Source organism: Testudinibacter sp. P80/BLE/0925 (assembly GCF_053570785.1).
The window spans coordinates 427,811-451,048 of sequence record NZ_CM131636.1 but is presented as its reverse complement, the minus strand read 5'-3'; the positions used below and the strand labels follow the sequence as shown (position 1 = coordinate 451,048).

The following is a 23,238-nucleotide window of genomic DNA, read 5'->3' as shown; positions in this document are numbered from 1 at the left end:
GTTATGCAAGCAGCCACAAGGCGCCGAAGAGATCCATCAGCAACTTGTTGCCGAAAATCAGGATAAACGCCAACGCCATCACCGAGAAATCGATCATGCCGGTATTCGGCAGAATGCGGCGAATCGGGGCTAGCAGCGGCTCAGTGATACGGTACAGTTGGTATTCCAGCGGGTGATTGCCTTGCGAAAACCAGCTCATTACCGCACGGATCAAAATCGCCCAAAAGATAATCTCGCCAAACGCCTTAATCATCGCCAATACACCGATCAGTGCGAACTGCGGCAAACTGGCGCCGTCAAAACCGCCGGTTAATAGCGGATATTTCAGCATATTCAGCACAAAAGCGAATGCTAACGCAGCAAAATCAATATTCTTGCGCGTTGGGATCAATTTGCGTAACGGCGCCAACACCGGCTGCGTCAGTTTCACCACGACTTGCGACAGCGGATTGTAAAAATCCACCTGACAATATTGGAACCACGCGCGCAATATCAGAATAAAGGTATATAGCCCCGCCACGGTCTGCACTAAAAATTGTAATGTGTTCATGATTATCCTTCAAAAAATAGCAAAAGTGCGGTCTGAAAACCGCACTTTAATAGATAAGATCAAATTTCAATAATTCAAGGCGCAATTACTGAATCGGATAATCCCACCAGATATCGAACAGTTCGCTGGTTTCGATTTGTTGCAGGTTGTTTGCGCTGAGCCAGTTTTGTACCAACGTGCGGTGTGAATCGTCGCAGTTGCCGACTTTTTCCAAACAAACCAACCCTTCCCAATGTAGGTAGCCGCTGCCTTCGTAGGCTAAGCCGTGTGGCTTGATCACTTCGTCGATAAAACGATCCAAAGTGGCGTCGATTTCTTCAACCGAAGTGTTGTCGGCGAATTGCCAGCGGACAACAAAGCCTAACTCTTGGAATTCGGCAAGGTGCATTTTTTTGCGCTGTCTGCGGTTACGCTGAATAGCCATACTATTTTCCTTTTTTAGTTGATAATGAATAAAGTTTATTTAACGATAAATAAAATACAGATCCCAAACCCCGTGTCCCAGTTTTTGTCCGCGCTGTTCGAACTTGGTCAACGGGCGGAAATCCGGACGCGGGATATAATCGTTCGTTGCCGATTGGTTATGCAATTCATCGCTGTGTTGCAGGGTTTCCAGCATATGCTCGGCATAATTCTGCCAATCGGTCGCCATGTGAATAAAGCCACCGCACTTCAGCTTTTGTTGTATCAAGCGGATAAATTCCGGCTGCACGATCCGACGTTTATGGTGTTTGCTTTTTTGCCACGGATCAGGGAAAAACAATTGTAATCCGCCTAAGCTGTGATCGGCAATACTGTCGCGCAAAATTTCCATCGCGTCGTGGCAAATTACGCGCAAATTCGTCACCTTTTCCTGCACCGCCAATGCCACGCAGGCACCGACGCCCGGAGTATGCACTTCAATTCCGAGATAATTGCGATCCGGATTATTTTTCGCCATTTCCACCAACGACGTTCCCATGCCGAAGCCGATTTCCAACACCACCGGATTATCATTGCCGTAAATCGCGCTGAAATCGAACGGCGTGGCTTGATATTCCAAGCCGAAATCCGCCCAATGGTTGTTCATCGCATTTTTCTGATAATCGCTCAAACGCCCGGTGCGCAGCACAAAGCTACGCACTTTGCGCATATAACGCCCGTCGGCGGTAAATTCCGCGGTTTCGACCGTTTTGCGCTTCTGATCGGCAAAGGTGGTTTGCGGTTGTGTAACTTTTGACATGATAACGAAATAAGATCCCTTTCTATTTGATAGGCGCATTATGCAAATATCTGTGGGGATTACAACTGTTTTCGCTATTTCTTTGGCAATCAAGGGTGATCAGAGCCTGATTTCTTACGTTAAATAGACAAAGCTTGACGTAATCCTTGTTAGAATGCGCACCACCTCAGTTAAGCAAATAAGAATAGGATGTATTTATTTTTGATTTGAGGCTTAACCTGCGGAATATTTCATTAACATGATGATAAGAGAAATAACATGATGAAAAGTATTTATAATAAAACAGCAATTACCCTTTTCCTATCCGCTTTTTTAGTTGCTTGTGGCGGCGGCGGTGGATCGTCTGCGGCTGATACGACTCCAATTGCTTCCAATTTGGTTGAAAATTCAGGTTCAAATTCAGGCTCTGCAAGTTCATCTGAGCAAACTGAACTGGCGGCTTTAAAAGAGAAAGAGATTCGTAGCCAAGCATCAAATAAGCAGCAATCTGAAAACACTGCGTCAGAAAATACAAGTACAAATCAGGTTAATACTGGCGTATCTGAAGATAAAGAAGAAGAGCCAAAAGATAAACCAGAGGATCAAGTTCCTCCGGCGGTAGATCCTGTACAACCACAACCACAACCACAACCACAACCACAAGTGATACCTACTTATGATGGGCAATTAGTCATGATTAAGTATGGTTATGGCTTTTCAGCATGGGAAGGTGAAAGAAAAGGATATTATGAAGTTAAATTAGATAATAATAAATTTGAAACGGTCAAAACCTCAGAAACACCATCAACTATTACTATTGTAGATGGTGATAATAATACAAAAGTACTTTCTTTAGCAGATGTTGGTTATTATGGTTATATTGCAACAGATAATGAGGTCGCTGCAGGGGATGTATGGAGGGACGCTACTCAGCGTGCTCGTGAATTTGATATGTTTTATGGCTATAATAGTGATAAAAAAGATACAGTTGCTCCATCGGTCAGTATGAATTATGAAGGCAAGTTCCTTTATTCGACGAACACTAATGATTTTGCTAGTGCTGAAGCAAATTTGAGTTTAACTTATAATGCAACCACAAAAGGCATGAGTGGTACAATTCAAAGTAATGATACTGGCGGTGGTCAGCTATTTTTAGACTTGGCTGGATCGGATGTTACTGAACCTGATTTTACATTGCAAGCGACTGTAAATAAAAAGCAAAATCAATATGATCTAATTACTAAAGACGGTGAGTTAAAAGGTGATTTCTTAGATAAGGGTAAATTTATTGTTGGAAAAGGAAGCTCCAATGATAATGGGGCTGAGTGGCGAGGTGTTTTCGGCGCAGAAGGAACGCCACAATAGTCTCAAGCAATCAATATGTTACCGAACCGCACTTCAACGTGCGGTTTTTTCTATCCTTTCAATCGCTTTCCTTGCTGCCAAACGCCCTCTAAAATCGGTTCGCCAATCTCTAGCGGAAAGTTTTTCGGCAGCCGTTGCTGACATTGTTCAACCGCACTTTGATAGTTTGTAGCAACTTCGTGCAATATTTCTTCGACGAGTAGCGGGCGCAAACCTGCCAGTCTGCCGGTTTCGAGAAAATGGCGGATTTGGATTTTATCCCATAAATAGTGTTTGTTTTTTCCGTGCCATGCCATTGCCATTTTGATTTTTTGCCGTTGTAAGCCTTGCGGTTTTAACAGTGGAAACGCAGAGATGACATCATAAAACGGCGTTAGACGGTAGCGGTTATCTTTTTCCAAAAACAGACTGTAGTTTTTCGCATGTCCGTCAATCGCCGCCATCAACCAAAAGATAATCTGTGCTTTAAAAAAGCGCAGACGATCTTCAAGACTGTCTGCCGAGCCTTTTAACAATTCGAGAATGGATAAGATACTCGGTCCGCCGTCCGCTTCGTATTTTAACGCAGGGGCAATTGCCAAGGCTTGACACATATCTTCCTGCGGCAAGCGCACTAACCAACGTCCTGAAGCCGCCCAGCGGCGATCAAAACGTTCAACCGACAACACTTTGCAATCGTCAAAATACAAAATTTCCGCATTGGCGACGGGCAAGCCAAAGGCTGTCAACAGTTGCAAACAAAGCCATTCATTTTCGCAACTGTCGGATAAATCAAGCTGTCCTTGCCCGACAATACCGATCGGCAATTTCATAATATGGCTGGTCGGCGTGGTGTTGAGCGGCTTGCACCATTGGTTGTGATGATATAAAAGTGCGGTTTTTTCCTGCGCACCGGCAAGGGAAATCCGAAAATCTTGGTGTGCATTATCCATTCCCAACGGTGAAAATTGGTAGTTTTTTAATAATGCCGCAATATCCGTTTCACTTAACGGCACGGCGTCGATTTTCCTGACCGAATAAGGGCGTTTTCCTTGCGGATAAAGCTGAATTGCGCCAACACAGTCATGCCCAATGGCACCGAGTAAATCAAACGGGTGTTTGGTGGCAACTTGGAAACGCTGTTGAATACGTGAACGGATTTGTTCATTATCAGGCAATAAATTATCGAAAAAATTATAGACGGGGCTACCTTTATAGACTTTTTCCGATAACGGCAGCGACAACGAAATCGGACGCGCCTTAGCGTGGTTTAACCAAGTGGATTCGTATTGAAATTGGCTTGCGCCGTCGCGGCTTTTTGTCCACAGCCCGACTTCAATACCGTTCATCGCAATCGTCAAGCGGTTCATCACCAATCCTCGTCATCAAAATCAGGGGTCGGCTCTTGCACTTGATCACTTGTCGGGGTTGCGGTTTTATTACGTGGCGATAGCGTGATTTCTAGTTCTAACGCCGACAGCAAATTAAACAAGGTATCGACTTTGCTGCGTTCAGGCTGGTTTTCAAAAGCGGAAACCGTCGCTTGCTTCACGCCGGCGAGCAAAGCGACTTGCGATTGCGACAACTTATTCTGATAGCGAAATTCTTTTAAGGCATGCGCTAACATTTTTGCGGTGGTAATTGCCATGATTTATCCTCTTTAGCAGATATTTAATAAAATAACCGCTAAAAAGGATAAAGTCAAGTTTATCCTTATATAGGGATAAATAAAGAGGTTTCTCTACCGCACTTTTTCATCTTTAATCACTAAAGTGTGGTTAGCCGATTAGGTTCGCATTAAGCGTAAGCCATTTCCCACCACCAGTAAACTGGTGCCGACATCAGCGAACACCGCCATCCACATTGTGCCTAGCCCGGCAAGCGTTAAAACAAAGAAGAGGAGTTTAACCGCAAGGGCGAAGCTGATGTTTTGCTTCAGAATGGTGTGGGTATTTTTTGATAAACGGATAAATTCAGGGATTTTGCGCAAATCATCGTCCATTAAGGCAACATCAGCGGTTTCAAGTGCGGTATCCGTTCCCATTGCGCCCATGGCAAAACCAATATCTGCACGGGCAAGGGCGGGCGCGTCATTAATGCCGTCGCCGACCATGCCGATTTTTTGCTGTTTAGCTTGTTGTTCAACCGCACGTTGTATCACCTTTAATTTATCTTCAGGCAATTGATTGCCAAGGGCTTGATCAATGCCGACTTGTGCCGCAATCGTATTGGCGGTGTGTTGATTGTCACCGGTCAGCATTAGCGTTTTTACGCCTAAGTTGTGTAGTTCGGCAATGGCTTGGCAGCTGCTTTTTTTCACGGTATCAGCAACGGCAAATAGCGCCAACACTTGTTTGTTATCCGCTAATAGCACCACGCTGTTACCCTGTTTTTCCAATAGCTCGATTTGGCTTTGTAGCTCGTTCGTGGCTTGTTTGCGTTCTTCGATTAAGTGAATATTGCCCAGCACATAGTCCGTGCCGTTAATTTGCCCTTGTACGCCGCGTCCCAAAAGTGCGGTGAAATTGTCCACATCGGCTAATGCTGGATTTTGTTCATTGCCAGCAGTTGTAATCGCCTGTGAAACCGGGTGATCGGAATGAGCGGCAAGGCTGGCGGCAAGGCGTTGTGCTTCCGTCAATGGCATGGCGGCAAGTGCGGTCATTTCGGTTTGTACCGGTTTGCCGTGGGTTAAAGTTCCGGTTTTATCCAACGCCAAGGTTTTTAATAACCGCCCTTGTTCTAAATAAACGCCGCCTTTAATCAAAATCCCTTTGCGCGCCGCCGCTGCCAAGCCGCTGACCACTGTGACCGGCGTGGAAATGACCAAGGCGCAAGGGCAGGCGATCACCAATAAAACCAATGTCTTATAAATCCATTCAAACCAAGCGCCAGCCATAAATAGCGGCGGAATGATGGCAACCAACAATGCAATCACCAGCACCGCAGGGGTATAAATTTGCGCGAAGCGATCGACAATGCGTTGTGTCGGCGCTTTCACACTTTGCGCCTCTTCCACCGCATGGATAATGCGGGCTAGGGTCGAGTTGTTTGCGGCGGCGGTGACTCGGTATTCAAACGAACCGCTTTGGTTGATCGTGCCGGCGAATACCTGATCACCCACCGTTTTATTCAGCGGCAGACTTTCGCCGGTAATCGGCGCTTGGTTGACCGCACTTTGCCCCCAGGTGATCGTGCCGTCGAGGGCGATTCGTTCACCCGGTTTTACCCGTACAATATTGCCCACAGCCACGTTCTGCGCTGTAATCTCTTGCCACGAACCGTCAGCTTGTTGTACGGTGGCGGTTTCGGGGGCGAGCGCCATTAATTCGCCAATTGCATTTCGGGCACGCTCAAGGGACTTGGCTTCGATCATTTCTGCCAAAGCAAACAATACCATCACCATCGCCGCTTCCGCCCATTGTCCAATCAGCAAGCCGCCGGTTACGGCAATGCTCATCAAGGCGTTGATATTTAAACTGCCGCAGCGAATCGACCACAAGCCTTTTTTGTAAGTTTCCAATCCGCACAACAACACCGCTGTCACCGCCAAGATTGCCCCAATCCCATTAGCCCAAGTGGGCAAGCCAAACCAAGTTACGGCTTCTGCACCTAATGCCGATACGCCAGCTATCGCCAGTGGCAATAGCGGTTTTTGCGGTTCGACGGTTTGGGCTGGTTTGCCGTCGCTATCCGGCAATTCAGGCTCAAAACCAAGGGCGCGGATTGCGGCTAATATCTTCGGCAAATCATGTTCGCCGTGGGTGACGCGCAACATTCGTTGGATTAGATTGAATTCCAACGCGTGTACTTCTGCCATTGCGCCTAATTTTTTGCGAATCATGCCTTCTTCGGTCGGGCAGTCCATTTGCTTGATCCGCATGGTGGTTTGTACCCCGCCTGCGACCGTTTTGGCTTGCGCCAACTCGGCAAAGTGCGGTTGTGCCGATTGATGACGTTGCTGAGAGCAGCAGCCTGACATAATCTTTTCCTTCAATCGTACGGTTGTTGTATGATATTAAACACCCTGTAGCAGCTACAGGGTCAAGCGGGGGAAAAAATGAAAATCGGGGATTTGGCTAAACAAACCGGCTGTGCGGTGGAAACCATTCGTTATTACGAACGGGAGGGATTAATGCCGGCGGCACCGCGCAACCGCCTGAATAACTACCGTGAATACGGCACGCGACATTTGGAGCGCTTGGTGTTTATCCGCCGTTGCCGCGCTTTAGAAATGACACAGGATGAAATTCGTGAATTGCTACAAGCCAAAGCCGACTCCAATGCCAGTTGCGCTTCGATTAATGATTTGATTGATCGGCATTTGCTGCACGTTAAAGCACGGATTGCGGAGTTACGCGCGTTGGAAGCGCAATTAGGCGAATTGCGCAGCCAATGCGGCGAAGTGCACCGTATGCAGGATTGCGGAATTTTGAAAGGATTGGAACGGCTGAATTGCGCTGACGTTGCCCATTCGGTTAGTCGTGCGCATAAGGTGTGTGGTAATCGATAGTATCGGGCATGGTAACATCTGACATTAATTGAAAAAACACATTCTGACGAAAATGCAACGCTGCGGAAGTGTGATTTTCATGGCGTTGTGAGTGCAGTTGCGGTAAAGTGCGGTTTTTTGATTCGCAATAGAGCCGTTATGTTAGCCCAATCTTCAATTCATGCCCCTTTCGCACGTGCGGTACTCGACTGGTACCGGCAATACGGACGCAAAGATTTGCCGTGGCAGCGTAATAAAACCCTATATCAAGTTTGGTTGTCGGAAGTGATGTTGCAACAAACCCAAGTGGCGACCGTGATCCCCTATTTCGAACGCTTTACGGCGACTTTTCCGACGGTGACGGCATTGGCAGATGCGGCGATTGATGAAGTGCTACACCTCTGGACGGGCTTGGGTTATTACGCGCGGGCGCGCAATTTGCATAAAGCGGCGCAGGTGATCCGCGATCAACATCACGGACAATTTCCAACCGATTTTGAACAAGTGTGGCAGTTGCCCGGGGTTGGGCGTAGCACCGCCGGTGCGATTTTATCTTCTTGCCTGAATGCGCCTTATCCGATTCTGGACGGCAATGTGAAACGCGTATTGGCGCGCCATTTTGCCGTAGACGGCTGGGCGGGAGAGAAAAAAGTCAGCGACCGACTGTGGCAATATAGCGAGCAAGTCACCCCGAACGAGCAAGTGGCGGATTTTAATCAGGCGATGATGGATCTGGGCGCGATGGTGTGTACCCGTTCGAAACCCAAGTGCGGTCTGTGCCCGCTGCAAGTTAGTTGTGTCGCCAATCGGCAACAGAATTGGCAGGCTTATCCGGGCAAAAAGCCGAAAAAAAGCTTGCCGGAAAAACAGGCGTATTTCTTATTGTTGCGGGACGGCAATCAGGTGTTATTACAGCAGCGCCCGCCGCAAGGCTTGTGGGGCGGACTGTATTGTTTCCCGCAGTTTGAACAGAAAGCGGATTTGCTTGCCTATTTACAGCAACAGGATATTCGGGATTACCGACAATGGACCGCTTTTCGCCACACGTTCAGCCATTTTCACTTGGATATCGTACCGATTTATGCGGAGAAAACCGCACTTCGGATGAATGACCGCCCCCGATCATACCCTTTGTCAGAAAAAGTGGCGGAAAGCCAACCGGAATACCGCACGGATATACCCGAAACAAAGAATTATTGGTATAATTTTCAATCACCGCCAAAAATCGGTTTGGCGACACCAATGAAAAATTTATTATTACAATTGCAGGCAATGCAACCAAGGCAGAAATAATTTGTCTAATTAATGATCTAATGTAAAAAAGTAAAAAGGACTAGCAAATGGCACGAACAGTTTATTGCGAATATTTGAAACAGGAAGCCGACGGGCTGGATTTTCAGCTTTATCCCGGTGAACTGGGCAAGCGGATCTTCGATTCGATCAGCAAGCAGGCATGGGGCGAATGGATGAAAAAACAGACCATGTTAGTCAATGAGAAAAAACTGAATATGATGAACGTTGAACATCGTCAGCTACTGGAAAGCGAAATGGTCAATTTCCTGTTTGAAGGCAAAGACGTTCATATCGAAGGCTATGTTCCCCCAAGTCAATAAGCGGCGAGTTGAAGGTTTACCCATGAAAAAATATTTACTGGTGCTGTTGATCCCTTTTTTAGTGGCGTGTGGCTCTTCCTCCAAAAAAAGCAGTGGAATTGATTATGACGACGCTTTTGCCAAAGATTTACGGGGGTTGGATATTCTGACCGGGCAGTTTTCGCATAACATTGATCGCAAATGGGGAGTGAACGAACTGTTGGTGGCGAGCCGTAAGGATTATGTCAAATACACCGACCAATATAACACCCGCAGCCATATCAGTTTTGACGAAGGCAAGATCACCATTGAAACCCAGGGAATGGACGCATATCGCCTGAAAAAATCCATTGTGCATACCTTGATGATGGGTTCGGACGCCAACGGAATTGATCTGTTTGCCGACGGTGATGCGCCAATCAGCTCACGTCCGTTTTTAGCCGGACAGGTGGTGGATCACCGTGGCGCGACGATTAGCAATCTCGACAGCGCCAATGCTTTTGCCAATCATTTATTGCAAAATAGCCTGCAAACCCGGCGCTTGAGTAACGGGCAGTTGGTAGAATATGTCACCATTCCGATGATCGCCAACCATATCAACGTACGCGCGCAAAAATATGTGCCGTTCGTGCGCCGCGCCGCGCGTCATTATAATATTGACGAAAGCCTGATTTTGGCGATTATGCAAACCGAATCGAGCTTCAATCCGTATGCGATCAGTTATGCCAATGCAATCGGTTTAATGCAGGTGGTGCCGCATACTGCCGGACGTGATATTTTTCAGATTATGAAGAAAATGCCGGGACAGCCGAGCAAAGAATATTTGTTTGATCCGCACAAAAACATTGATGCCGGTGTCGCCTATTTGTCTTTGTTGCAAAATAACTACCTTGCCGGGATCACCGATCCGTCTTCTAAACGCTATGCGATGATTTCCGCGTATAACAGCGGTGCAGGGGCGGTGTTGCGCGTGTTTGATCAGGACAAAACCATGGCGATAGAAAAGATCAATCGCTTACTTCCCGAGCAAGTGTACCGCACTTTGACCACCCGACATCCGTCTGCTCAGGCGCGTAATTATCTGGTGAAAGTGGATTCGGCGCAAAAGAAATATCGCGTGCGTGCTAATTAATAATCAGTTTACGGATTAAAAACAGACACTTTGCACACAAAGCATGCAAACGAATGGGGCGATGAAAGTTTTTTTAAAATAGAGGTTGACTTGAAAACGAAAAAAACGTTTAATACGCACCACTGATGAGTTGCCTCGATAGCTCAGTCGGTAGAGCAGGGGATTGAAAATCCCCGTGTCGGTGGTTCGATTCCGCCTCGAGGCACCACTTTTCCTCCTTAGTTCAGTCGGTAGAACGGCGGACTGTTAATCCGTATGTCGCTGGTTCAAGTCCAGCAGGAGGAGCCATTATTTACGACCCGTTGAGTTTACTCAGCGGGTTTTTTCTTGTCTGAATTTCAATGCCGCTGAGAGCCAGCCATAAAAAACCGCACTTTGAAAGTGCGGTTTGGCTGCAACATAAATAATGCGGTTATGGCTAATTGCTCAATCCCAACAGCGCGTTGCTGATTTCATTGTCGTTATAGAACTTGGTGACGACATCTTGGAAAGAGCGGTTGATGATTTTCTGAATGCCTTCGTTATTCACGCCGAATACGCCCTCTTGCGAGTTGGTCGCGCCGAAACTTTTCGAGAATGTGCCTTTCGCGCCTTGAACTTCCACCACGATATTCACTTTGCTGTCAATTTTATATTTCAGATTGCCTTCGCTCACTTGCGCGCCGAAATCGGTAATACGCACAATCACATTGCTGTTTGAAGCAGATCCGCCGGCGATACGGAAGCCTTTGCTATTCAGACCTTGCTGCACCACTTGTTGAAACAGCTGTGCTACTTCCGGGCTGGCAATCAGGTGTTGTACGTTGCCGCCGGAGGTGTAACTGGCAACGGTTGAGCTGGCGCGTTGGTCTTGGGTGACCACATTGGCAACAACCCGTTGGTTGGCGGTGTTAAATTGAGCGCTTGGCGCCGGCGGGGTGAAGGTCAGGGTGTTATTTTGGGTTTGGCAACCGCTCAGTAACACCGCACTTCCCAATAGCAATGCGGAGGAAAGGGTTTTTAGCGAGGATTTTTTCATGTTATCTCCTTAAATATCAAATTTAAAATATCAGGCGAGAATTATTGTTGCAAACTCACGTAATAAAGTATAGCGTTAGACCGCAAAAATTATGCTTTTATTCACATTTCAGCTTAGGAATTTTATGGATCAGCAACAGATTGCCGCACTTTTACAACAAGCCTTGCAACCGGATTATCTTGAGGTGCTAAACGAAAGCCATATGCACAGTTCGGGCAAAGGGGCAAATTCGCATTTTAAAGTGATTATTGCTGCTTCGGATTTCGAAACGCTGCGTGCCGTGGTGCGTCATCAAAAAATTTATCAACTTATCAATCCGCAACAGAACGGGATTCATGCCTTGGCTATTCACGCGTATACCCCGCAAGAGTGGTCGAAAAAACAGCGGCAGGTTATTTCTTCCCCGAACTGCATGGGGCATGGCGATTAACTCTTTGTAGGTAAAATAGTAACAATCCTGCTACATTCGGGTATAAAAAGTGTGATCAGATCAAAAAAAGTCGTGGTTAAAGTGGAATTTTAGCGGCTTAATTGGTTACAATAAGTCGTTTTTATTATCAAAAAATTAACCATCAAAAATGACGGGAAGCAAGGCGAAGCATTTGGATAAGCAGCCTGTTGTCTTTTTTGATATTTTCCGGAATTTGAGTTTTAAATTTTATGTTTGAGTGGTAAGTGTTTAGCTGTTGTGGGATTCCCATGTTTAGACCTTTCCCCATTCATTGCTCAAAAAGAGGTTGCCGATACCGCGTTTTCAGAACGTAAGATTGGCAATTGTGATGTAAACCTAACTAAAAAGTAGTGCTAACAATATGATTACAATTAAGAAAGGCTTGGATCTTCCAATTTCAGGGAAACCGGCACAGGTAATCCAGAATGGTCCTGCCATTACTGAAGTTGCGGTGCTTGGCGAAGATTATGTAGGTATGCGTCCGTCGATGAGTGTTCGCGAGGGTGATGTTGTCAAGAAAGGACAGGTGCTTTTCTCTGATAAGAAAAACCCGGGTGTGGTCTTTACTGCACCGGCAAGCGGCACTGTCACGGCGATTAATCGTGGCGCCAAGCGTGTATTACAATCGGTTGTAATTAAGGTTGAAGGTAATGAGCAAATTACGTTTAACAAATACGATCGTCAACAACTGTCGTCATTAACCGATGAACAAGTACGTGAAAATTTGCTGCAATCCGGTCTTTGGACGGCATTGCGTACACGTCCGTTCAGCAAATCGCCGGCTACGGATGCCGTACCTGCCGCGATTTTTGTGAATGCCATGGATACCAATCCGTTGGCGGCAGATCCTGTGGTGATCATTAACGAGCAAGCGCAAGCATTCCAAGACGGTCTGTTGGTGCTCAGCCGCTTGAATAATGAAAAACTGTATGTGTGTAAAGCTGCCGGGACGCAAATTACCCTTCCGCAAATTGCCAAGCTGCAAACCGAAGAGTTTAGCGGTCCGCATCCCGCCGGATTAAGCGGTACGCATATCCACTTTCTTGAGCCGGTTAGTGCAACCAAATCCGTTTGGTATTTGAATTACCAAGATGTGATTGCCATTGGCAAACTGTTTACCAGCGGTGAATTGTCGGTTGAGCGTGTTGTCGCTCTCGGCGGTCCGCAAGTGAAAAATCCCGGGTTAGTGCGCACCTGTTTAGGGGCGAACCTTTCACAATTGACAGCCAATGAACTGCAAGACGGTGAAAACCGTGTGATTTCAGGTTCGGTATTAAATGGTACAACTGCGGTCGGTCCACATAATTATTTGGGACGTTATGCATTACAAGTTTCCGTGATTGCCGAAGGACGCGAGAAAGAGTTTATCGGCTGGATTATGCCGGGCGCAGATAAATTCTCAATCACCCGTACCGTGTTGGGACATTTTGGTAAAAAATTGTTTAACTTAACTTCGGCCGTGAACGGCGGACACCGTGCGATGGTGCCGATCGGTGCTTATGAGCGCGTAATGCCGTTGGATATTATTCCGACCTTGTTACTGCGTGATTTAAGTGCCGGCGATACTGACGGTGCGCAAGCGTTAGGTTGTTTGGAACTGGATGAAGAAGATCTGGCACTTTGCACCTTTGTTTGTCCGGGCAAAAATGAATATGGTCCAATCTTGCGCGCGGCGTTAGATAAGATCGAGAAGGAAGGTTAAAATGGGTTTAAAACATCTTTTAGAGAAAATCGAACCTGCGTTTTTGCCGGGTGGAAAATATGAAAAGTGGTATGCGCTGTATGAAGCAACCGCCACGTTTTTATATACACCGGGAACGGTAACCAGTAAATCTTCCCACGTACGTGATGCAATCGATTCAAAACGTATGATGGTATTAGTCTGGTTAGCGCTGTTTCCGGCGATGTTCTACGGTATGTACAACGTGGGCGCGCAATCATTATTGGCATTAGGCAGTTTGGCCTCACCTGAGGTGTTTGCGCAAAATGTGGCGCAAAATATTGCCAATGACTGGCACTTTGCTTTGGCGGATATGTTCGGGGTATTATCGCCGGATGCGGGCGTCATCGCCAAAATCGTACTGGGTGCAATTTTCTTCCTGCCAATCTATGCCGTAGTGTTTTTGGTAGGTGGTTTCTGGGAAGTATTATTCGCCATGATCCGTAAGCATGAAATCAACGAAGGCTTCTTTGTCACCTCAATCCTGTTGGCATTAATCGTTCCGCCAACGTTACCGTTATGGCAAGCGGCACTGGCAACCACTTTTGGGGTTGTTGTGGCGAAAGAAGTGTTCGGCGGTGTGGGTAAAAACTTTATGAACCCGGCGCTGGCGGGGCGTGCATTCCTATTCTTCGCTTATCCGGCGCAAATTTCCGGTGACGCAGTGTGGGTTGCCGCCGACGGTTTCACCGGCGCAACCGCACTTTCGCAATGGAATATGGGTGGCGAAAGTGGTTTGATTAACAATGTTACGCAACAACCAATCACTTGGATGGATGCTTTCATCGGTAACATTCCGGGATCGATTGGGGAAGTATCAACCCTAATGCTGATTTTAGGCGGCGCATTCATTATTTTCGCCCGTATCGCTTCTTGGCGTATCGTTGCCGGTGTGATGATCGGGATGATTGCGATGTCAACGCTTTTCAACGTCATTGGTTCTGACAGCAATCCGATGTTTGCAATGCCGTGGCATTGGCATTTGGTGCTGGGCGGCTTCGCCTTGGGGATGTTCTTTATGGCGACGGATCCGGTATCGGCCTCTTTCACGAATAAAGGAAAGTGGTGGTACGGCGCATTAATCGGCGTAATGTGCGTGTTAATCCGTGTGGTTAACCCGGCATATCCGGAAGGCATGATGTTAGCGATTCTATTTGCTAATTTGTTTGCACCGTTATTTGACTACTTGGTAGTTCAAGCAAATATCAAACGTAGGAGAGCTCGCAATGTTTAAGAAAGACAGTTTTGCAGGCACGATTCTGGTTATTCTTCTCGTCAGCTTAGTCTGTTCGATTATTGTTGCCGGCTCTGCGGTGAGCTTGAAACCGGTGCAGGAAGAACAAAAATTACTGGATAAACAAAAAAATATCCTTAGCGTAGCCGGTTTGTTAAAACCGGGAATCAATATTAAGCAGGTTTATGCGAAAAATATTGAGCCGCGTTTGGTTGATTTGAATACAGGCGAATACGTACCTGAACAAGCCGGATTTGACGCGGCTGCGGCGGCTAAGAACCCGCAAACCAGCATTGCCCTGCCGGCCGAAGAAGATTTGGCGAAGATTCGTCGCCGTGCCAATTTGGCAGAAATTTATTTGGTGAAAAATGATCAAGGACGAGTGGAAAAAATCGTACTGCCGATTTACGGCTCGGGTCTTTGGTCGGTGATGTACGGCTTTATGGCGATTCAGCCGGATGGCAATACGATTGACGGTATCACTTATTATCAACACGGGGAAACCCCGGGCTTGGGCGGTGAAATTGAGAATCCAGGCTGGCAGGCTCAATTCCCGGGCAAGAAAATTTATGATGCCCAAGGGCAAGAGGCGTTATTTGTTGCCAAAGGTGGTTCGGCCAATAAAGAACACGGAATTGATGCGTTATCCGGCGCCACGCTAACAGCGAACGGTGTCGACGCCAGTTTCAAATTCTGGTTTGGTAAAAACGGCTTCGGCCCGTTCCTGAAAAAACTTAGAGCAGGAGAATTAAACAATGGCTGAGTTAAAAGGTAGAAAAGGCTTATTGTTATCCCCTATCTTGGATAACAACCCAATTGCGTTACAAATCCTCGGGATCTGTTCTGCGCTGGCGGTGACAACCAAGTTGGAAACGGCTGTGGTAATGGCGATTGCAGTGGTATTTGTTACTGCGTTTTCCAGTTTCTTTATTTCTTGCATTCGCAATTTCATTCCGAACAGCGTGCGGATTATCGTACAAATGGCGATCATTGCCTCTTTGGTTATCTTGGTTGACCAAATTTTGCGCGCTTACGCTTATGATATTTCCAAACAGCTCTCGGTATTCGTCGGTTTGATTATCACCAACTGTATCGTTATGGGACGTGCGGAAGCGTTTGCGATGAAAGAAAGCCCGATTGACAGCTTCTTGGACGGGGTCGGTAACGGTTTGGGCTACGGTGCGATTTTAATCGTGGTGGCGTTCTTGCGTGAACTGATCGGTTCCGGAAAATTGTTCGGCGTAACGATTTTGGAAACCATCAATAACGGCGGCTGGTATCAGCCGAACGGTTTGTTCCTGTTGGCGCCAAGCGCATTCTTTATTATCGGTTTCGTGATTTGGTTATTAAGAACCTACAAACCGGAACAAGTGGAGAGTAAATAAGCATGGAACATTATATCAGTCTTTTTGTGCGTTCGATTTTTATCGAAAACATGGCACTGGCTTTCTTCCTTGGAATGTGTACTTTCCTTGCGGTATCGAAAAAAGTATCGACCTCTTTCGGTTTGGGGATCGCCGTTATCGTGGTATTGGGTATCGCAGTACCGACCAATAACATCGTGTATAACCTGATCTTGAAAGACGGTGCTTTGATTGAAGGCGTGGATCTCAGTTTCCTTAACTTTATCACCTTTATCGGTGTGATCGCTGCGTTGGTACAAATTCTGGAAATGATTTTAGATAAATACTTTCCGGCCTTGTACAACGCCTTGGGGATCTTCCTGCCGTTGATTACCGTAAACTGCGCAATCTTCGGCGGCGTATCTTTCATGGTACAGCGTGATTACAACTTTGCCGAATCAGTTGTGTACGGTATTGGTGCAGGTACGGGTTGGATGTTGGCAATCGTAGCGTTAGCCGGCTTAACAGAAAAAATGAAGTATTCCGACGTGCCGAAAGGCTTGCGTGGATTGGGAATCACATTTATTACTGTTGGCCTGATGGCGCTTGGCTTCATGTCATTCTCCGGCATTCAGTTGTAAAGAGAGGAATAGCAGATGGAAATCATTTTAGGTATCGCAATGTTTACCGTGATTGTTTTGGTTTTGGTGGTGCTGATTTTGTTCGCCAAGTCAAAACTGGTCAACTCCGGTGACATTACTATCGGGATCAACGAGGATCCGAGCAAAGCGATTAAACTGCCTGCGGGCGGTAAGCTGTTGGGCGCACTGGCGAGCGAAGGCATTTTCTTGTCTTCCGCTTGCGGCGGCGGCGGCTCTTGCGGTCAATGCAAGGTTAAAGTATTACACGGCGGCGGTGATATTCTGCCAACCGAACTTTCCCATATCAGTAAAAAAGAAGCCAAAGAAGGCTGGCGCTTATCTTGCCAAGTCAATGTCAAAAGCGACATGGAAGTGGAAGTCGAGCCGGAAATCTTCGGTGTGAAAAAATGGGAATGTACCGTTATTTCAAACGATAACAAAGCGACTTTTATCAAAGAATTGAAACTTGCCATTCCGGAAGGGGAAGAAGTTCCGTTCCGTGCCGGCGGTTACATTCAGATTGAAGCCGAGCCACATACCGTAAATTATAAAGACTTCGATATTCCGGAAGAATACCATGAAGACTGGGATAAATTTAACTTATGGCGTTATGTGTCGAAAGTCGACGAGCCGATTATCCGTGCTTATTCCATGGCATCTTATCCGGAAGAAAAAGGCATTATCATGTTGAACGTGCGGATTGCGACACCGCCGCCAAAACAACCTGATGCACCGCCAGGGCAAATGTCTTCTTACATTTGGTCATTGAAAGCGGGTGATAAAGTGACGATTTCCGGACCATTCGGCGAATTCTTCGCTAAAGATACCGATGCGGAAATGGTGTTTATCGGTGGTGGTGCCGGTATGGCGCCAATGCGTTCGCATATCTTTGATCAGTTAAAACGCCTGCATTCAAAACGTAAAATGTCGTTCTGGTATGGCGCACGTTCTAAACGCGAAATGTTCTACGTGGAAGATTTCGACACCCTGCAAGCGGAAAACGACAACTTTAAATGGCATGTAGCCTTGTCTGATCCGTTGCCGGAAGATCATTGGGACGGCTACACCGGCTTTATTCACAACGTATTGTATGAAAACTATCTGAAAGACCACGAAGCGCCGGAAGATTGTGAATACTATATGTGTGGGCCTCCGGTGATGAATGCCGCGGTAATCGGTATGTTGAAAAACCTAGGGGTTGAAGACGAAAACATCCTGTTGGATGACTTCGGTGGTTAATGGAATCACATTCAGAGATAGAAAATGATTTTAAAACAATCAATTAACTGGCTGGCCCGGCTCGGGCTAGCCTTTTTTATTAGTATCAGTGTTGCCGCCTGCGGTGATAAAACAACGGAAGTGGCTTTCAATGGTAAAACCATGGGCACCACTTACAGCGTCAAATATTTGGCTGACAGCAGCAAAAACTTGCCGGAAGCGCAAGCGGTGCAGCAAGCCATTGACCGCACTTTGCAAGAAGTGAACCGGCAAATGTCGACTTACCAGAAAGATTCGGAAATCTCCCGATTTAATCGGTTGCAACCGGTTGAAGGTGCATTTCCTATTTCAGCGGAATTTGGCAAGGTGGTTGCCGAAGCAATCCGTTTACACCAATTAACCGACGGAGCATTGGATATTACCGTCGGACCTTTGGTGAACTTATGGGGCTTCGGACCGGAAAACCGCCCGGAAAAGATTCCGACCGATCAGGAAATCGAGGCACGGCGCGCTTGGGTCGGTTTGGATAAATTAATCCTACAGCAGCAAGACGGGCAATATCGGTTAAGTAAAAGCATTCCGAATCTGTATATCGACCTATCGTCAATTGCCAAAGGCTTCGGCGTGGATCAATTGGCGGAATATCTGGAATCGCTCGGCGTGACGGATTATCTGGTTGAAATCGGCGGGGAAATCCGTGCCAAAGGGCGGAATAAAGCGAATAAAGCATGGCAAATTGCGATTGAAAAACCGGAATTTGACGGTTCAAGAGCGGTACAGTTGATCATTGGTTTGCAAGACATGGCAATGGCAACCTCCGGCGATTATCGTAACTATTTTGAACGGGACGGCGTACGTTTTTCCCATGAGATTGACCCGCATAGCGGCAAACCAATTCAACATAATTTAGTCTCGGTGACGGTGCTCGATCCGTCCAGTATGACCGCCGACGGCTTGGCGACGGGATTGTTTGTTTTGGGCAGCGACAAGGCATTGGCGGTTGCCGAAAAAAATAATCTGGCGATTTACTTGATTATCAAGACAAATAACGGTTTTGAGACTAAAATGTCATCGGCATTTAAACGGCTCACGGCGCAATAACCGTCAGCATAGGATTAGGAATGAAGTTATGAACGTATTTTTTATCACCTTCGGTATTTTTCTTGTGGTGATTCTAGCGATGTCAATCGGCTATTGGGTTAAACGCAAGTCTATCCATGGCAGTTGCGGCGGTATTGCCACCCTTGGCTTGGAAAAAGTGTGCGATTGTCCGGAACCTTGCGATAACCGTAAAGCCAAAATGGCAGCCGAAGCGCGAAAACAAAAATTAGAGCAACAAGAGCGAATTATCTAGTCGCCTATTGGTCGGGCGATCTCGTCCGACCAACCGATTATCTTGTAATATCAAACAATTGGATTTGTAATGACCTTGATTTCAGCAACATTTGAGAAATTAAATCCTCTCGGCAACGCAAAAAAAGCAGCGAATGCCACCAAAAAAGTCATCGTCGGAATGTCCGGCGGCGTCGATTCGTCGGTTTCCGCCTATATCCTGCAACAGCAAGGCTATCAGGTGGAAGGCTTATTTATGAAAAACTGGGAAGAGGACGACGACAGCGATTATTGTACTGCGGCAGCAGACTTGGCGGATGCGCAGGCGGTCTGCGACAAGTTGGGCATTCACTTACATAAGATCAATTTTGCCGCGGAATACTGGGATAATGTATTTGAACATTTTTTAGTCGAATACAAAGCGGGACGTACGCCGAACCCGGATATTCTGTGTAACAAAGAGATCAAATTCAAAGCCTTTTTGGAATATGCCGCGGAAGATTTAGGCGCGGATTATATTGCCACCGGGCATTATGTGCGCCGTTCCTTTGTCGATGAAAGTGCGGTCGGTGCTAAGGTGCAACTGCTGCGCGGTTTGGACAGCAACAAAGACCAAAGCTATTTTCTTTATACCCTGAGCCACCAACAAGTGGCGCAAAGTCTGTTCCCGGTCGGCGAACTGGAAAAACCGGTGGTACGCCAAATTGCGGAAGAGCTGGGGCTGATCACTGCCAAGAAAAAAGATTCGACCGGAATTTGCTTTATCGGCGAACGTAAATTCAAGGACTTTTTGGCTCGCTATCTGCCGGCACAGCCGGGTGAAATCCGCACTCTTGACGGTGAAGTGATCGGACGCCATGACGGTTTGATGTATCACACCCTCGGACAGCGAAAAGGCTTGCGCATTGGCGGGGTGAAAGGCAAAGACGAGAATGCGTGGTATGTGGTCGAGAAAGACCTAGTTAACAACGTGTTAGTTGTGGCGCAAGGGCTGGATAATTCCGCGTTATTGTCGAACGGCTTGATTGCCCAACAGTTGGATTGGGTCTCGCGCGAACCTATTCGTCAAGCGTTGCGCTGCACGGTGAAAACCCGCTATCGGCAAGATGATATTGCCTGTGAAATCCTGCCGCTTGACGACGGCAAGATCGAAGTGCGGTTTGACCAACCGCAAATCGCCGTCACCCCGGGGCAATCCGCCGTGTTCTATCAAGGCGAAGTTTGCTTAGGCGGCGGCATTATCGAAAGTACGGTTAAATGAGTGATAACCGAATGGCAACCGCACTTTCAGCCTTGACGATTCGCCCAATGCAAACGGACGATTGCGCACCGGTTGCCGAATTGTGGCACAACACACCCGGCATGGGCATGAGTGCGGTTGATGACAACGAACAAGCCGTCAGCGCTTTCCTTGCCTTTAATCCCGATCTGAATTTTGTTGCCGAGCAAGATAAACAACTGCTCGGCGTCATCATGTGCGGCTACGACGGTCGCCGTGCTACGATTTATCATATGGCGGTGGCGCAAAATCAGCAAGGCAAAGGGATTGGTAGCGCACTGCTGCATAAATTGGAACAGCAACTGCGCAGTAAAAATATCACCCGCGGGCGTTTGTTAGTGTTCGCCGACAACCAAAGCGGCAACGCTTTCTGGGCAAAGCAGGGTTGGACTTGGCAACAAAACTTGAATTATTATTCGAAAGATTTTAGCAAGCGCGCCTAATCCGAAGAATAATAGGCTCACATTGAATCCACACTAGACAGCTTAAAGGCAATGATAATTTGCCTTATGGCGATATTGTAAACTTTTAAAAATAGTGGAACAGTGTTATAGTTTCGCCAGTTTGATTGAGACTTCCGCACCGATATAAGGATGACATTTACCCACTATGGCAGACTACCACGATCTCACTCTCGCACTTGCCGGCGTTTGTCAGTCGGCGAAGTTGGTGCAGCAATTTTCTGAACGCGGCAGTGCGGATCAAGCGGCGTTTGCCGCTTCGTTGAATTCGCTTGTGAATACCGCGCCGAGTTCCACTTTAGATGTGTACGGTAATGATGTCGCCAATTTACGCTTAGGTTTAACTACGTTATTAGAACAAGTGTCCGGCGGCAAGGGTGAGTTGGATATGAATGTCGGGCGTTATTGGATGAGTTTGCTTGCGTTGGAAAGTAAGCTGGATAAAACCCCGCAAAGCAAACAATTGCTTGGTCATCGGATTCAAGGTTTAGCACGCCAATTACAACATCTTGATTTGCTCGACGAACAGATGATCGCCAGTATCGCCGATATTTATGTCGATGTGATCAGCCCGTTGGGGGCAAAAATCCAAGTCAAAGGCTCGCCGTTATATCTACAGCAAAGCGGTATCCAAAACCGCGTGCGTGCCACTTTATTATGTGGCATTCGTTCGGCGGTGTTGTGGCGGCAGCTCGGCGGTTCGCGCCTGAAATTGCTGTTCAGCCGCAATAAATATTACCAACATGCACAACAGCTTTATTCTTCCCTTTAATTTTACCATATGGAGCTTTCCCCAATGGAACTTACTGCTTTAACCGCACTTTCCCCGATCGACGGCCGTTATCAAGACAAAGCCGTTGGTTTACGTTCAATTTTCAGTGAATTCGGTTTGTTGAAATTCCGTGTGACGGTGGAAGTGCGTTGGTTGCAGAAATTGGCCGCAACCGCTGAAATTGCGGAAGTGGCAGTCTTGTCCGCGCAAGCCAACGACTATTTGAACCAAATCGTTGCCGGGTTTTCCCTTGCCGATGCGCAGCGGATTAAAGAAATCGAGCGCACCACCAACCATGATGTGAAAGCGGTGGAGTATTTCTTGAAAGAAAAATCCGAAGCCCTGCCCGAACTGGCGGCGGTGAGCGAGTTTATCCACTTTGCCTGTACTTCCGAAGATATCAATAATTTATCCCATGCGTTAATGTTAAAAACAGCGCGTGATGAGGTGATTTTACCGGCGTGGCAAAAACTGATTGACGAAATCAAAGGTTTGGCAGAACAATTTAAAACCATTCCGTTGTTGTCACGCACCCACGGGCAGCCGGCTTCGCCTTCAACGGTCGGCAAGGAGATGGCGAATGTGGTTTACCGTTTGCAGCGCCAGTTTAAACAACTGCAACAAACCGAGATTCTCGGCAAAATTAATGGTGCGGTCGGTAATTACAATGCGCATTTGTCGGCTTACCCGGAAATCGACTGGCATACATTCAGCCGAGAATTTGTCGAAAGTCTGGGCGTGAATTGGAATCCGTACACGACCCAAATCGAGCCGCATGATTATATTGCGGAAATGTTCGACAATATCGCCCGTTTCAACACCGTTATCATTGATTTTGACCGTGATATGTGGGGTTATATCGCCTTGAACCACTTTAAACAACGCACCATCGCCGGCGAAATCGGCTCGTCCACCATGCCGCACAAGGTCAATCCGATCGATTTTGAAAACTCGGAAGGTAACTTAGGCTTGGCAAATGCGGTGATGGCGCACTTGGGCGCAAAACTGCCGATTTCCCGTTGGCAACGCGATTTGACCGATTCGACTGTGCTGCGCAATTTGGGCGTCGGCTTGGGTTATACTTTGATTGCCTATGCCGCCACTAGCAAAGGGATCAGCAAACTGGAAGTCAACGAAGCGCACTTGCGTACCGAACTGGATCAAAACTGGGAAGTGCTTGCCGAGCCGATCCAAACAGTAATGCGTCGTTACGGGATTGAAAAACCGTATGAAAAATTGAAAGAGCTGACCCGCGGCAAACGGGTTGATGCCGCGGCAATGCAAACCTTTATTGACGGCTTGGCGATTCCCGAGACGGAAAAAGTGCGCTTGAAACAACTGACCCCGGCAAGCTATATCGGCGCGGCGGTGGAGTTGGTGGAAAAACTGTAATTCTATAAGTGCGGTTAAGCCAGACCGCACTGTTGGATTTTCTCGACAAAACGAAAAGATTGACGC

General features: G+C 47.1%; 25 protein-coding genes and 2 tRNA genes. 20 read left to right on the top strand and 7 right to left on the bottom strand.

Translation table 11 applies throughout. The annotated features are described in order from the left end of the window. Position 1 precedes the first annotated feature (1 nt). From ACWA5Z_RS02200 to trmB, 3 genes are all read right to left on the bottom strand, one after another. The gene (locus tag ACWA5Z_RS02200; protein ID WP_431053702.1) at positions 2-550 is read right to left on the bottom strand and encodes a YggT family protein; all 549 of its coding nucleotides are present in this window, start codon (positions 548-550) and stop codon (positions 2-4) included. An 85-nt stretch (positions 551-635) separates the two neighbouring features. After that, complete coding sequence (locus ACWA5Z_RS02195) at positions 636-974, bottom strand: YggL family protein (RefSeq protein ID WP_431053701.1); 339 nt, start codon at positions 972-974, stop codon at positions 636-638. 39 nt (positions 975-1,013) lie between these two features. Then, on the bottom strand, positions 1,014-1,772 hold the full coding sequence (gene trmB, locus ACWA5Z_RS02190) for a tRNA (guanosine(46)-N7)-methyltransferase TrmB (RefSeq protein WP_431053700.1): 759 nt from the start codon (positions 1,770-1,772) through the stop codon (positions 1,014-1,016). A 258-nt stretch (positions 1,773-2,030) separates the two neighbouring features. Here trmB and ACWA5Z_RS02185 point away from each other — a divergent pair, with 258 nt between their 5' ends. Next, a complete protein-coding gene (locus tag ACWA5Z_RS02185; RefSeq protein WP_431053699.1) occupies positions 2,031-3,116 on the top strand; it encodes a hypothetical protein in 1,086 nt (361 codons plus the stop codon). A gap of 50 nt (positions 3,117-3,166) precedes the next feature. Here ACWA5Z_RS02185 and ACWA5Z_RS02180 read toward each other — a convergent pair whose 3' ends face one another. The 3 genes from ACWA5Z_RS02180 to ACWA5Z_RS02170 form a co-directional block, all read right to left on the bottom strand. Beyond that, on the bottom strand, positions 3,167-4,465 hold the full coding sequence (locus ACWA5Z_RS02180; RefSeq protein WP_431053698.1) for a type II toxin-antitoxin system HipA family toxin: 1,299 nt from the start codon (positions 4,463-4,465) through the stop codon (positions 3,167-3,169). Next, positions 4,465-4,743 carry a helix-turn-helix domain-containing protein gene (locus ACWA5Z_RS02175; RefSeq protein ID WP_431053697.1) on the bottom strand — a complete coding sequence of 93 codons (279 nt, stop codon included), beginning with the start codon at positions 4,741-4,743 and terminating at the stop codon, positions 4,465-4,467. The genes ACWA5Z_RS02180 and ACWA5Z_RS02175 overlap by 1 nt, the downstream gene beginning before the upstream one ends. 138 nt (positions 4,744-4,881) lie before the next feature. Then, entirely contained in the window at positions 4,882-7,077 is a 2,196-nt protein-coding gene (locus ACWA5Z_RS02170) for a heavy metal translocating P-type ATPase (protein WP_431053696.1), read from the bottom strand. 78 nt (positions 7,078-7,155) lie between these two features. On the opposite strand from ACWA5Z_RS02170, the gene cadR reads away from it, so the two are divergent. The 6 genes from cadR (at position 7,156) to ACWA5Z_RS02140 (ending at position 10,599) form a co-directional block, all read left to right on the top strand. Beyond that, a complete protein-coding gene (cadR, locus tag ACWA5Z_RS02165; protein WP_431053695.1) occupies positions 7,156-7,608 on the top strand; it encodes a Cd(II)/Pb(II)-responsive transcriptional regulator in 453 nt (150 codons plus the stop codon). A 138-nt stretch (positions 7,609-7,746) separates the two neighbouring features. Beyond that, complete coding sequence (gene mutY, locus ACWA5Z_RS02160; RefSeq protein ID WP_431053694.1) at positions 7,747-8,880, top strand: A/G-specific adenine glycosylase; 1,134 nt, start codon at positions 7,747-7,749, stop codon at positions 8,878-8,880. A gap of 47 nt (positions 8,881-8,927) precedes the next feature. Continuing rightward, positions 8,928-9,200: an oxidative damage protection protein gene (locus ACWA5Z_RS02155; RefSeq protein WP_431053693.1), complete on the top strand. Its 273-nt coding sequence runs from the start codon at positions 8,928-8,930 to the stop codon at positions 9,198-9,200. A 22-nt stretch (positions 9,201-9,222) separates the two neighbouring features. After that, positions 9,223-10,311, top strand: a complete 1,089-nt coding sequence (mltC, locus tag ACWA5Z_RS02150) for a membrane-bound lytic murein transglycosylase MltC (RefSeq protein WP_431053692.1) — start codon at positions 9,223-9,225, stop codon at positions 10,309-10,311. Between the two features lie 132 nt (positions 10,312-10,443). After that, positions 10,444-10,519: transfer RNA gene (locus ACWA5Z_RS02145), tRNA-Phe, on the top strand. Between the two features lie 4 nt (positions 10,520-10,523). Then, positions 10,524-10,599 (top strand) — tRNA-Asn (locus tag ACWA5Z_RS02140). Positions 10,600-10,729: 130 nt separating this feature from the next. On the opposite strand, the gene ACWA5Z_RS02135 is transcribed toward ACWA5Z_RS02140, so the two are convergent. After that, complete coding sequence (locus tag ACWA5Z_RS02135; protein WP_431053691.1) at positions 10,730-11,329, bottom strand: YajG family lipoprotein; 600 nt, start codon at positions 11,327-11,329, stop codon at positions 10,730-10,732. A gap of 124 nt (positions 11,330-11,453) precedes the next feature. Between ACWA5Z_RS02135 and ACWA5Z_RS02130 the strand changes: the two genes are divergently transcribed. The 13 genes from ACWA5Z_RS02130 (at position 11,454) to purB (ending at position 23,172) form a co-directional block, all read left to right on the top strand. Next, positions 11,454-11,759: a BolA family protein gene (locus ACWA5Z_RS02130; RefSeq protein WP_431053690.1), complete on the top strand. Its 306-nt coding sequence runs from the start codon at positions 11,454-11,456 to the stop codon at positions 11,757-11,759. 382 nt (positions 11,760-12,141) lie between these two features. Continuing rightward, positions 12,142-13,482, top strand: a complete 1,341-nt coding sequence (locus ACWA5Z_RS02125) for a Na(+)-translocating NADH-quinone reductase subunit A (protein WP_431053689.1) — start codon at positions 12,142-12,144, stop codon at positions 13,480-13,482. 1 nt (position 13,483) lies between these two features. Beyond that, positions 13,484-14,734 carry an NADH:ubiquinone reductase (Na(+)-transporting) subunit B gene (locus ACWA5Z_RS02120; protein WP_431053688.1) on the top strand — a complete coding sequence of 417 codons (1,251 nt, stop codon included), beginning with the start codon at positions 13,484-13,486 and terminating at the stop codon, positions 14,732-14,734. Then, on the top strand, positions 14,727-15,497 hold the full coding sequence (locus tag ACWA5Z_RS02115; protein WP_431053687.1) for a Na(+)-translocating NADH-quinone reductase subunit C: 771 nt from the start codon (positions 14,727-14,729) through the stop codon (positions 15,495-15,497). The genes ACWA5Z_RS02120 and ACWA5Z_RS02115 overlap by 8 nt, the downstream gene beginning before the upstream one ends. Then, on the top strand, positions 15,490-16,119 hold the full coding sequence (locus ACWA5Z_RS02110; RefSeq protein WP_431053686.1) for an NADH:ubiquinone reductase (Na(+)-transporting) subunit D: 630 nt from the start codon (positions 15,490-15,492) through the stop codon (positions 16,117-16,119). The genes ACWA5Z_RS02115 and ACWA5Z_RS02110 overlap by 8 nt, the downstream gene beginning before the upstream one ends. Positions 16,120-16,121: 2 nt before the next feature. Then, positions 16,122-16,718 (top strand): NADH:ubiquinone reductase (Na(+)-transporting) subunit E, encoded by a 597-nt coding sequence (gene nqrE / locus ACWA5Z_RS02105; RefSeq protein ID WP_431053685.1) that lies wholly within the window; start codon positions 16,122-16,124, stop codon positions 16,716-16,718. Positions 16,719-16,733: 15 nt separating this feature from the next. After that, complete coding sequence (gene nqrF, locus ACWA5Z_RS02100; RefSeq protein ID WP_431053684.1) at positions 16,734-17,957, top strand: NADH:ubiquinone reductase (Na(+)-transporting) subunit F; 1,224 nt, start codon at positions 16,734-16,736, stop codon at positions 17,955-17,957. A gap of 24 nt (positions 17,958-17,981) precedes the next feature. Then, positions 17,982-19,037: an FAD:protein FMN transferase gene (locus tag ACWA5Z_RS02095; RefSeq protein ID WP_431053683.1), complete on the top strand. Its 1,056-nt coding sequence runs from the start codon at positions 17,982-17,984 to the stop codon at positions 19,035-19,037. Between the two features lie 28 nt (positions 19,038-19,065). Further along, positions 19,066-19,290 (top strand): (Na+)-NQR maturation NqrM, encoded by a 225-nt coding sequence (gene nqrM / locus ACWA5Z_RS02090; protein ID WP_431053682.1) that lies wholly within the window; start codon positions 19,066-19,068, stop codon positions 19,288-19,290. A 69-nt stretch (positions 19,291-19,359) separates the two neighbouring features. After that, positions 19,360-20,529 carry a tRNA 2-thiouridine(34) synthase MnmA gene (gene mnmA, locus ACWA5Z_RS02085; RefSeq protein ID WP_431053681.1) on the top strand — a complete coding sequence of 390 codons (1,170 nt, stop codon included), beginning with the start codon at positions 19,360-19,362 and terminating at the stop codon, positions 20,527-20,529. Further along, a complete protein-coding gene (locus tag ACWA5Z_RS02080) occupies positions 20,526-20,990 on the top strand; it encodes a GNAT family N-acetyltransferase (protein WP_431053680.1) in 465 nt (154 codons plus the stop codon). Before mnmA ends, ACWA5Z_RS02080 begins: the two co-directional genes overlap by 4 nt. Before the next feature lie 166 nt (positions 20,991-21,156). After that, positions 21,157-21,780 (top strand): high frequency lysogenization protein HflD, encoded by a 624-nt coding sequence (hflD, locus tag ACWA5Z_RS02075; RefSeq protein ID WP_431053679.1) that lies wholly within the window; start codon positions 21,157-21,159, stop codon positions 21,778-21,780. A gap of 24 nt (positions 21,781-21,804) precedes the next feature. Continuing rightward, positions 21,805-23,172 (top strand): adenylosuccinate lyase, encoded by a 1,368-nt coding sequence (purB, locus tag ACWA5Z_RS02070; protein ID WP_431053678.1) that lies wholly within the window; start codon positions 21,805-21,807, stop codon positions 23,170-23,172. The last annotated feature ends 66 nt before the right edge of the window (positions 23,173-23,238 follow it).

Bases quoted from the DNA above. Each gene is read 5' to 3' on its own strand.
- ACWA5Z_RS02135 (WP_431053691.1), bottom strand. From the start codon at position 11,329: ATGAAAAAATCCTCGCTAAAAACCCTTTCCTCCGCATTGCTATTGGGA.
- mltC (WP_431053692.1), top strand. From the start codon at position 9,223: ATGAAAAAATATTTACTGGTGCTGTTGATCCCTTTTTTAGTGGCGTGT.
- ACWA5Z_RS02155 (WP_431053693.1), top strand. From the start codon at position 8,928: ATGGCACGAACAGTTTATTGCGAATATTTGAAACAGGAAGCCGACGGG.
- cadR (WP_431053695.1), top strand. From the start codon at position 7,156: ATGAAAATCGGGGATTTGGCTAAACAAACCGGCTGTGCGGTGGAAACC.
- ACWA5Z_RS02080 (WP_431053680.1), top strand. From the start codon at position 20,526: ATGAGTGATAACCGAATGGCAACCGCACTTTCAGCCTTGACGATTCGC.
- ACWA5Z_RS02110 (WP_431053686.1), top strand. From the start codon at position 15,490: ATGGCTGAGTTAAAAGGTAGAAAAGGCTTATTGTTATCCCCTATCTTG.
- ACWA5Z_RS02200 (WP_431053702.1), bottom strand. From the start codon at position 550: ATGAACACATTACAATTTTTAGTGCAGACCGTGGCGGGGCTATATACC.
- nqrF (WP_431053684.1), top strand. From the start codon at position 16,734: ATGGAAATCATTTTAGGTATCGCAATGTTTACCGTGATTGTTTTGGTT.
- ACWA5Z_RS02125 (WP_431053689.1), top strand. From the start codon at position 12,142: ATGATTACAATTAAGAAAGGCTTGGATCTTCCAATTTCAGGGAAACCG.
- nqrM (WP_431053682.1), top strand. From the start codon at position 19,066: ATGAACGTATTTTTTATCACCTTCGGTATTTTTCTTGTGGTGATTCTA.
- ACWA5Z_RS02120 (WP_431053688.1), top strand. From the start codon at position 13,484: ATGGGTTTAAAACATCTTTTAGAGAAAATCGAACCTGCGTTTTTGCCG.
- ACWA5Z_RS02180 (WP_431053698.1), bottom strand. From the start codon at position 4,465: ATGAACCGCTTGACGATTGCGATGAACGGTATTGAAGTCGGGCTGTGG.
- ACWA5Z_RS02170 (WP_431053696.1), bottom strand. From the start codon at position 7,077: ATGTCAGGCTGCTGCTCTCAGCAACGTCATCAATCGGCACAACCGCAC.
- trmB (WP_431053700.1), bottom strand. From the start codon at position 1,772: ATGTCAAAAGTTACACAACCGCAAACCACCTTTGCCGATCAGAAGCGC.
- mutY (WP_431053694.1), top strand. From the start codon at position 7,747: ATGTTAGCCCAATCTTCAATTCATGCCCCTTTCGCACGTGCGGTACTC.
- ACWA5Z_RS02175 (WP_431053697.1), bottom strand. From the start codon at position 4,743: ATGGCAATTACCACCGCAAAAATGTTAGCGCATGCCTTAAAAGAATTT.
- purB (WP_431053678.1), top strand. From the start codon at position 21,805: ATGGAACTTACTGCTTTAACCGCACTTTCCCCGATCGACGGCCGTTAT.
- mnmA (WP_431053681.1), top strand. From the start codon at position 19,360: ATGACCTTGATTTCAGCAACATTTGAGAAATTAAATCCTCTCGGCAAC.
- ACWA5Z_RS02185 (WP_431053699.1), top strand. From the start codon at position 2,031: ATGATGAAAAGTATTTATAATAAAACAGCAATTACCCTTTTCCTATCC.
- ACWA5Z_RS02115 (WP_431053687.1), top strand. From the start codon at position 14,727: ATGTTTAAGAAAGACAGTTTTGCAGGCACGATTCTGGTTATTCTTCTC.
- ACWA5Z_RS02095 (WP_431053683.1), top strand. From the start codon at position 17,982: ATGATTTTAAAACAATCAATTAACTGGCTGGCCCGGCTCGGGCTAGCC.
- nqrE (WP_431053685.1), top strand. From the start codon at position 16,122: ATGGAACATTATATCAGTCTTTTTGTGCGTTCGATTTTTATCGAAAAC.
- ACWA5Z_RS02195 (WP_431053701.1), bottom strand. From the start codon at position 974: ATGGCTATTCAGCGTAACCGCAGACAGCGCAAAAAAATGCACCTTGCC.
- hflD (WP_431053679.1), top strand. From the start codon at position 21,157: ATGGCAGACTACCACGATCTCACTCTCGCACTTGCCGGCGTTTGTCAG.
- ACWA5Z_RS02130 (WP_431053690.1), top strand. From the start codon at position 11,454: ATGGATCAGCAACAGATTGCCGCACTTTTACAACAAGCCTTGCAACCG.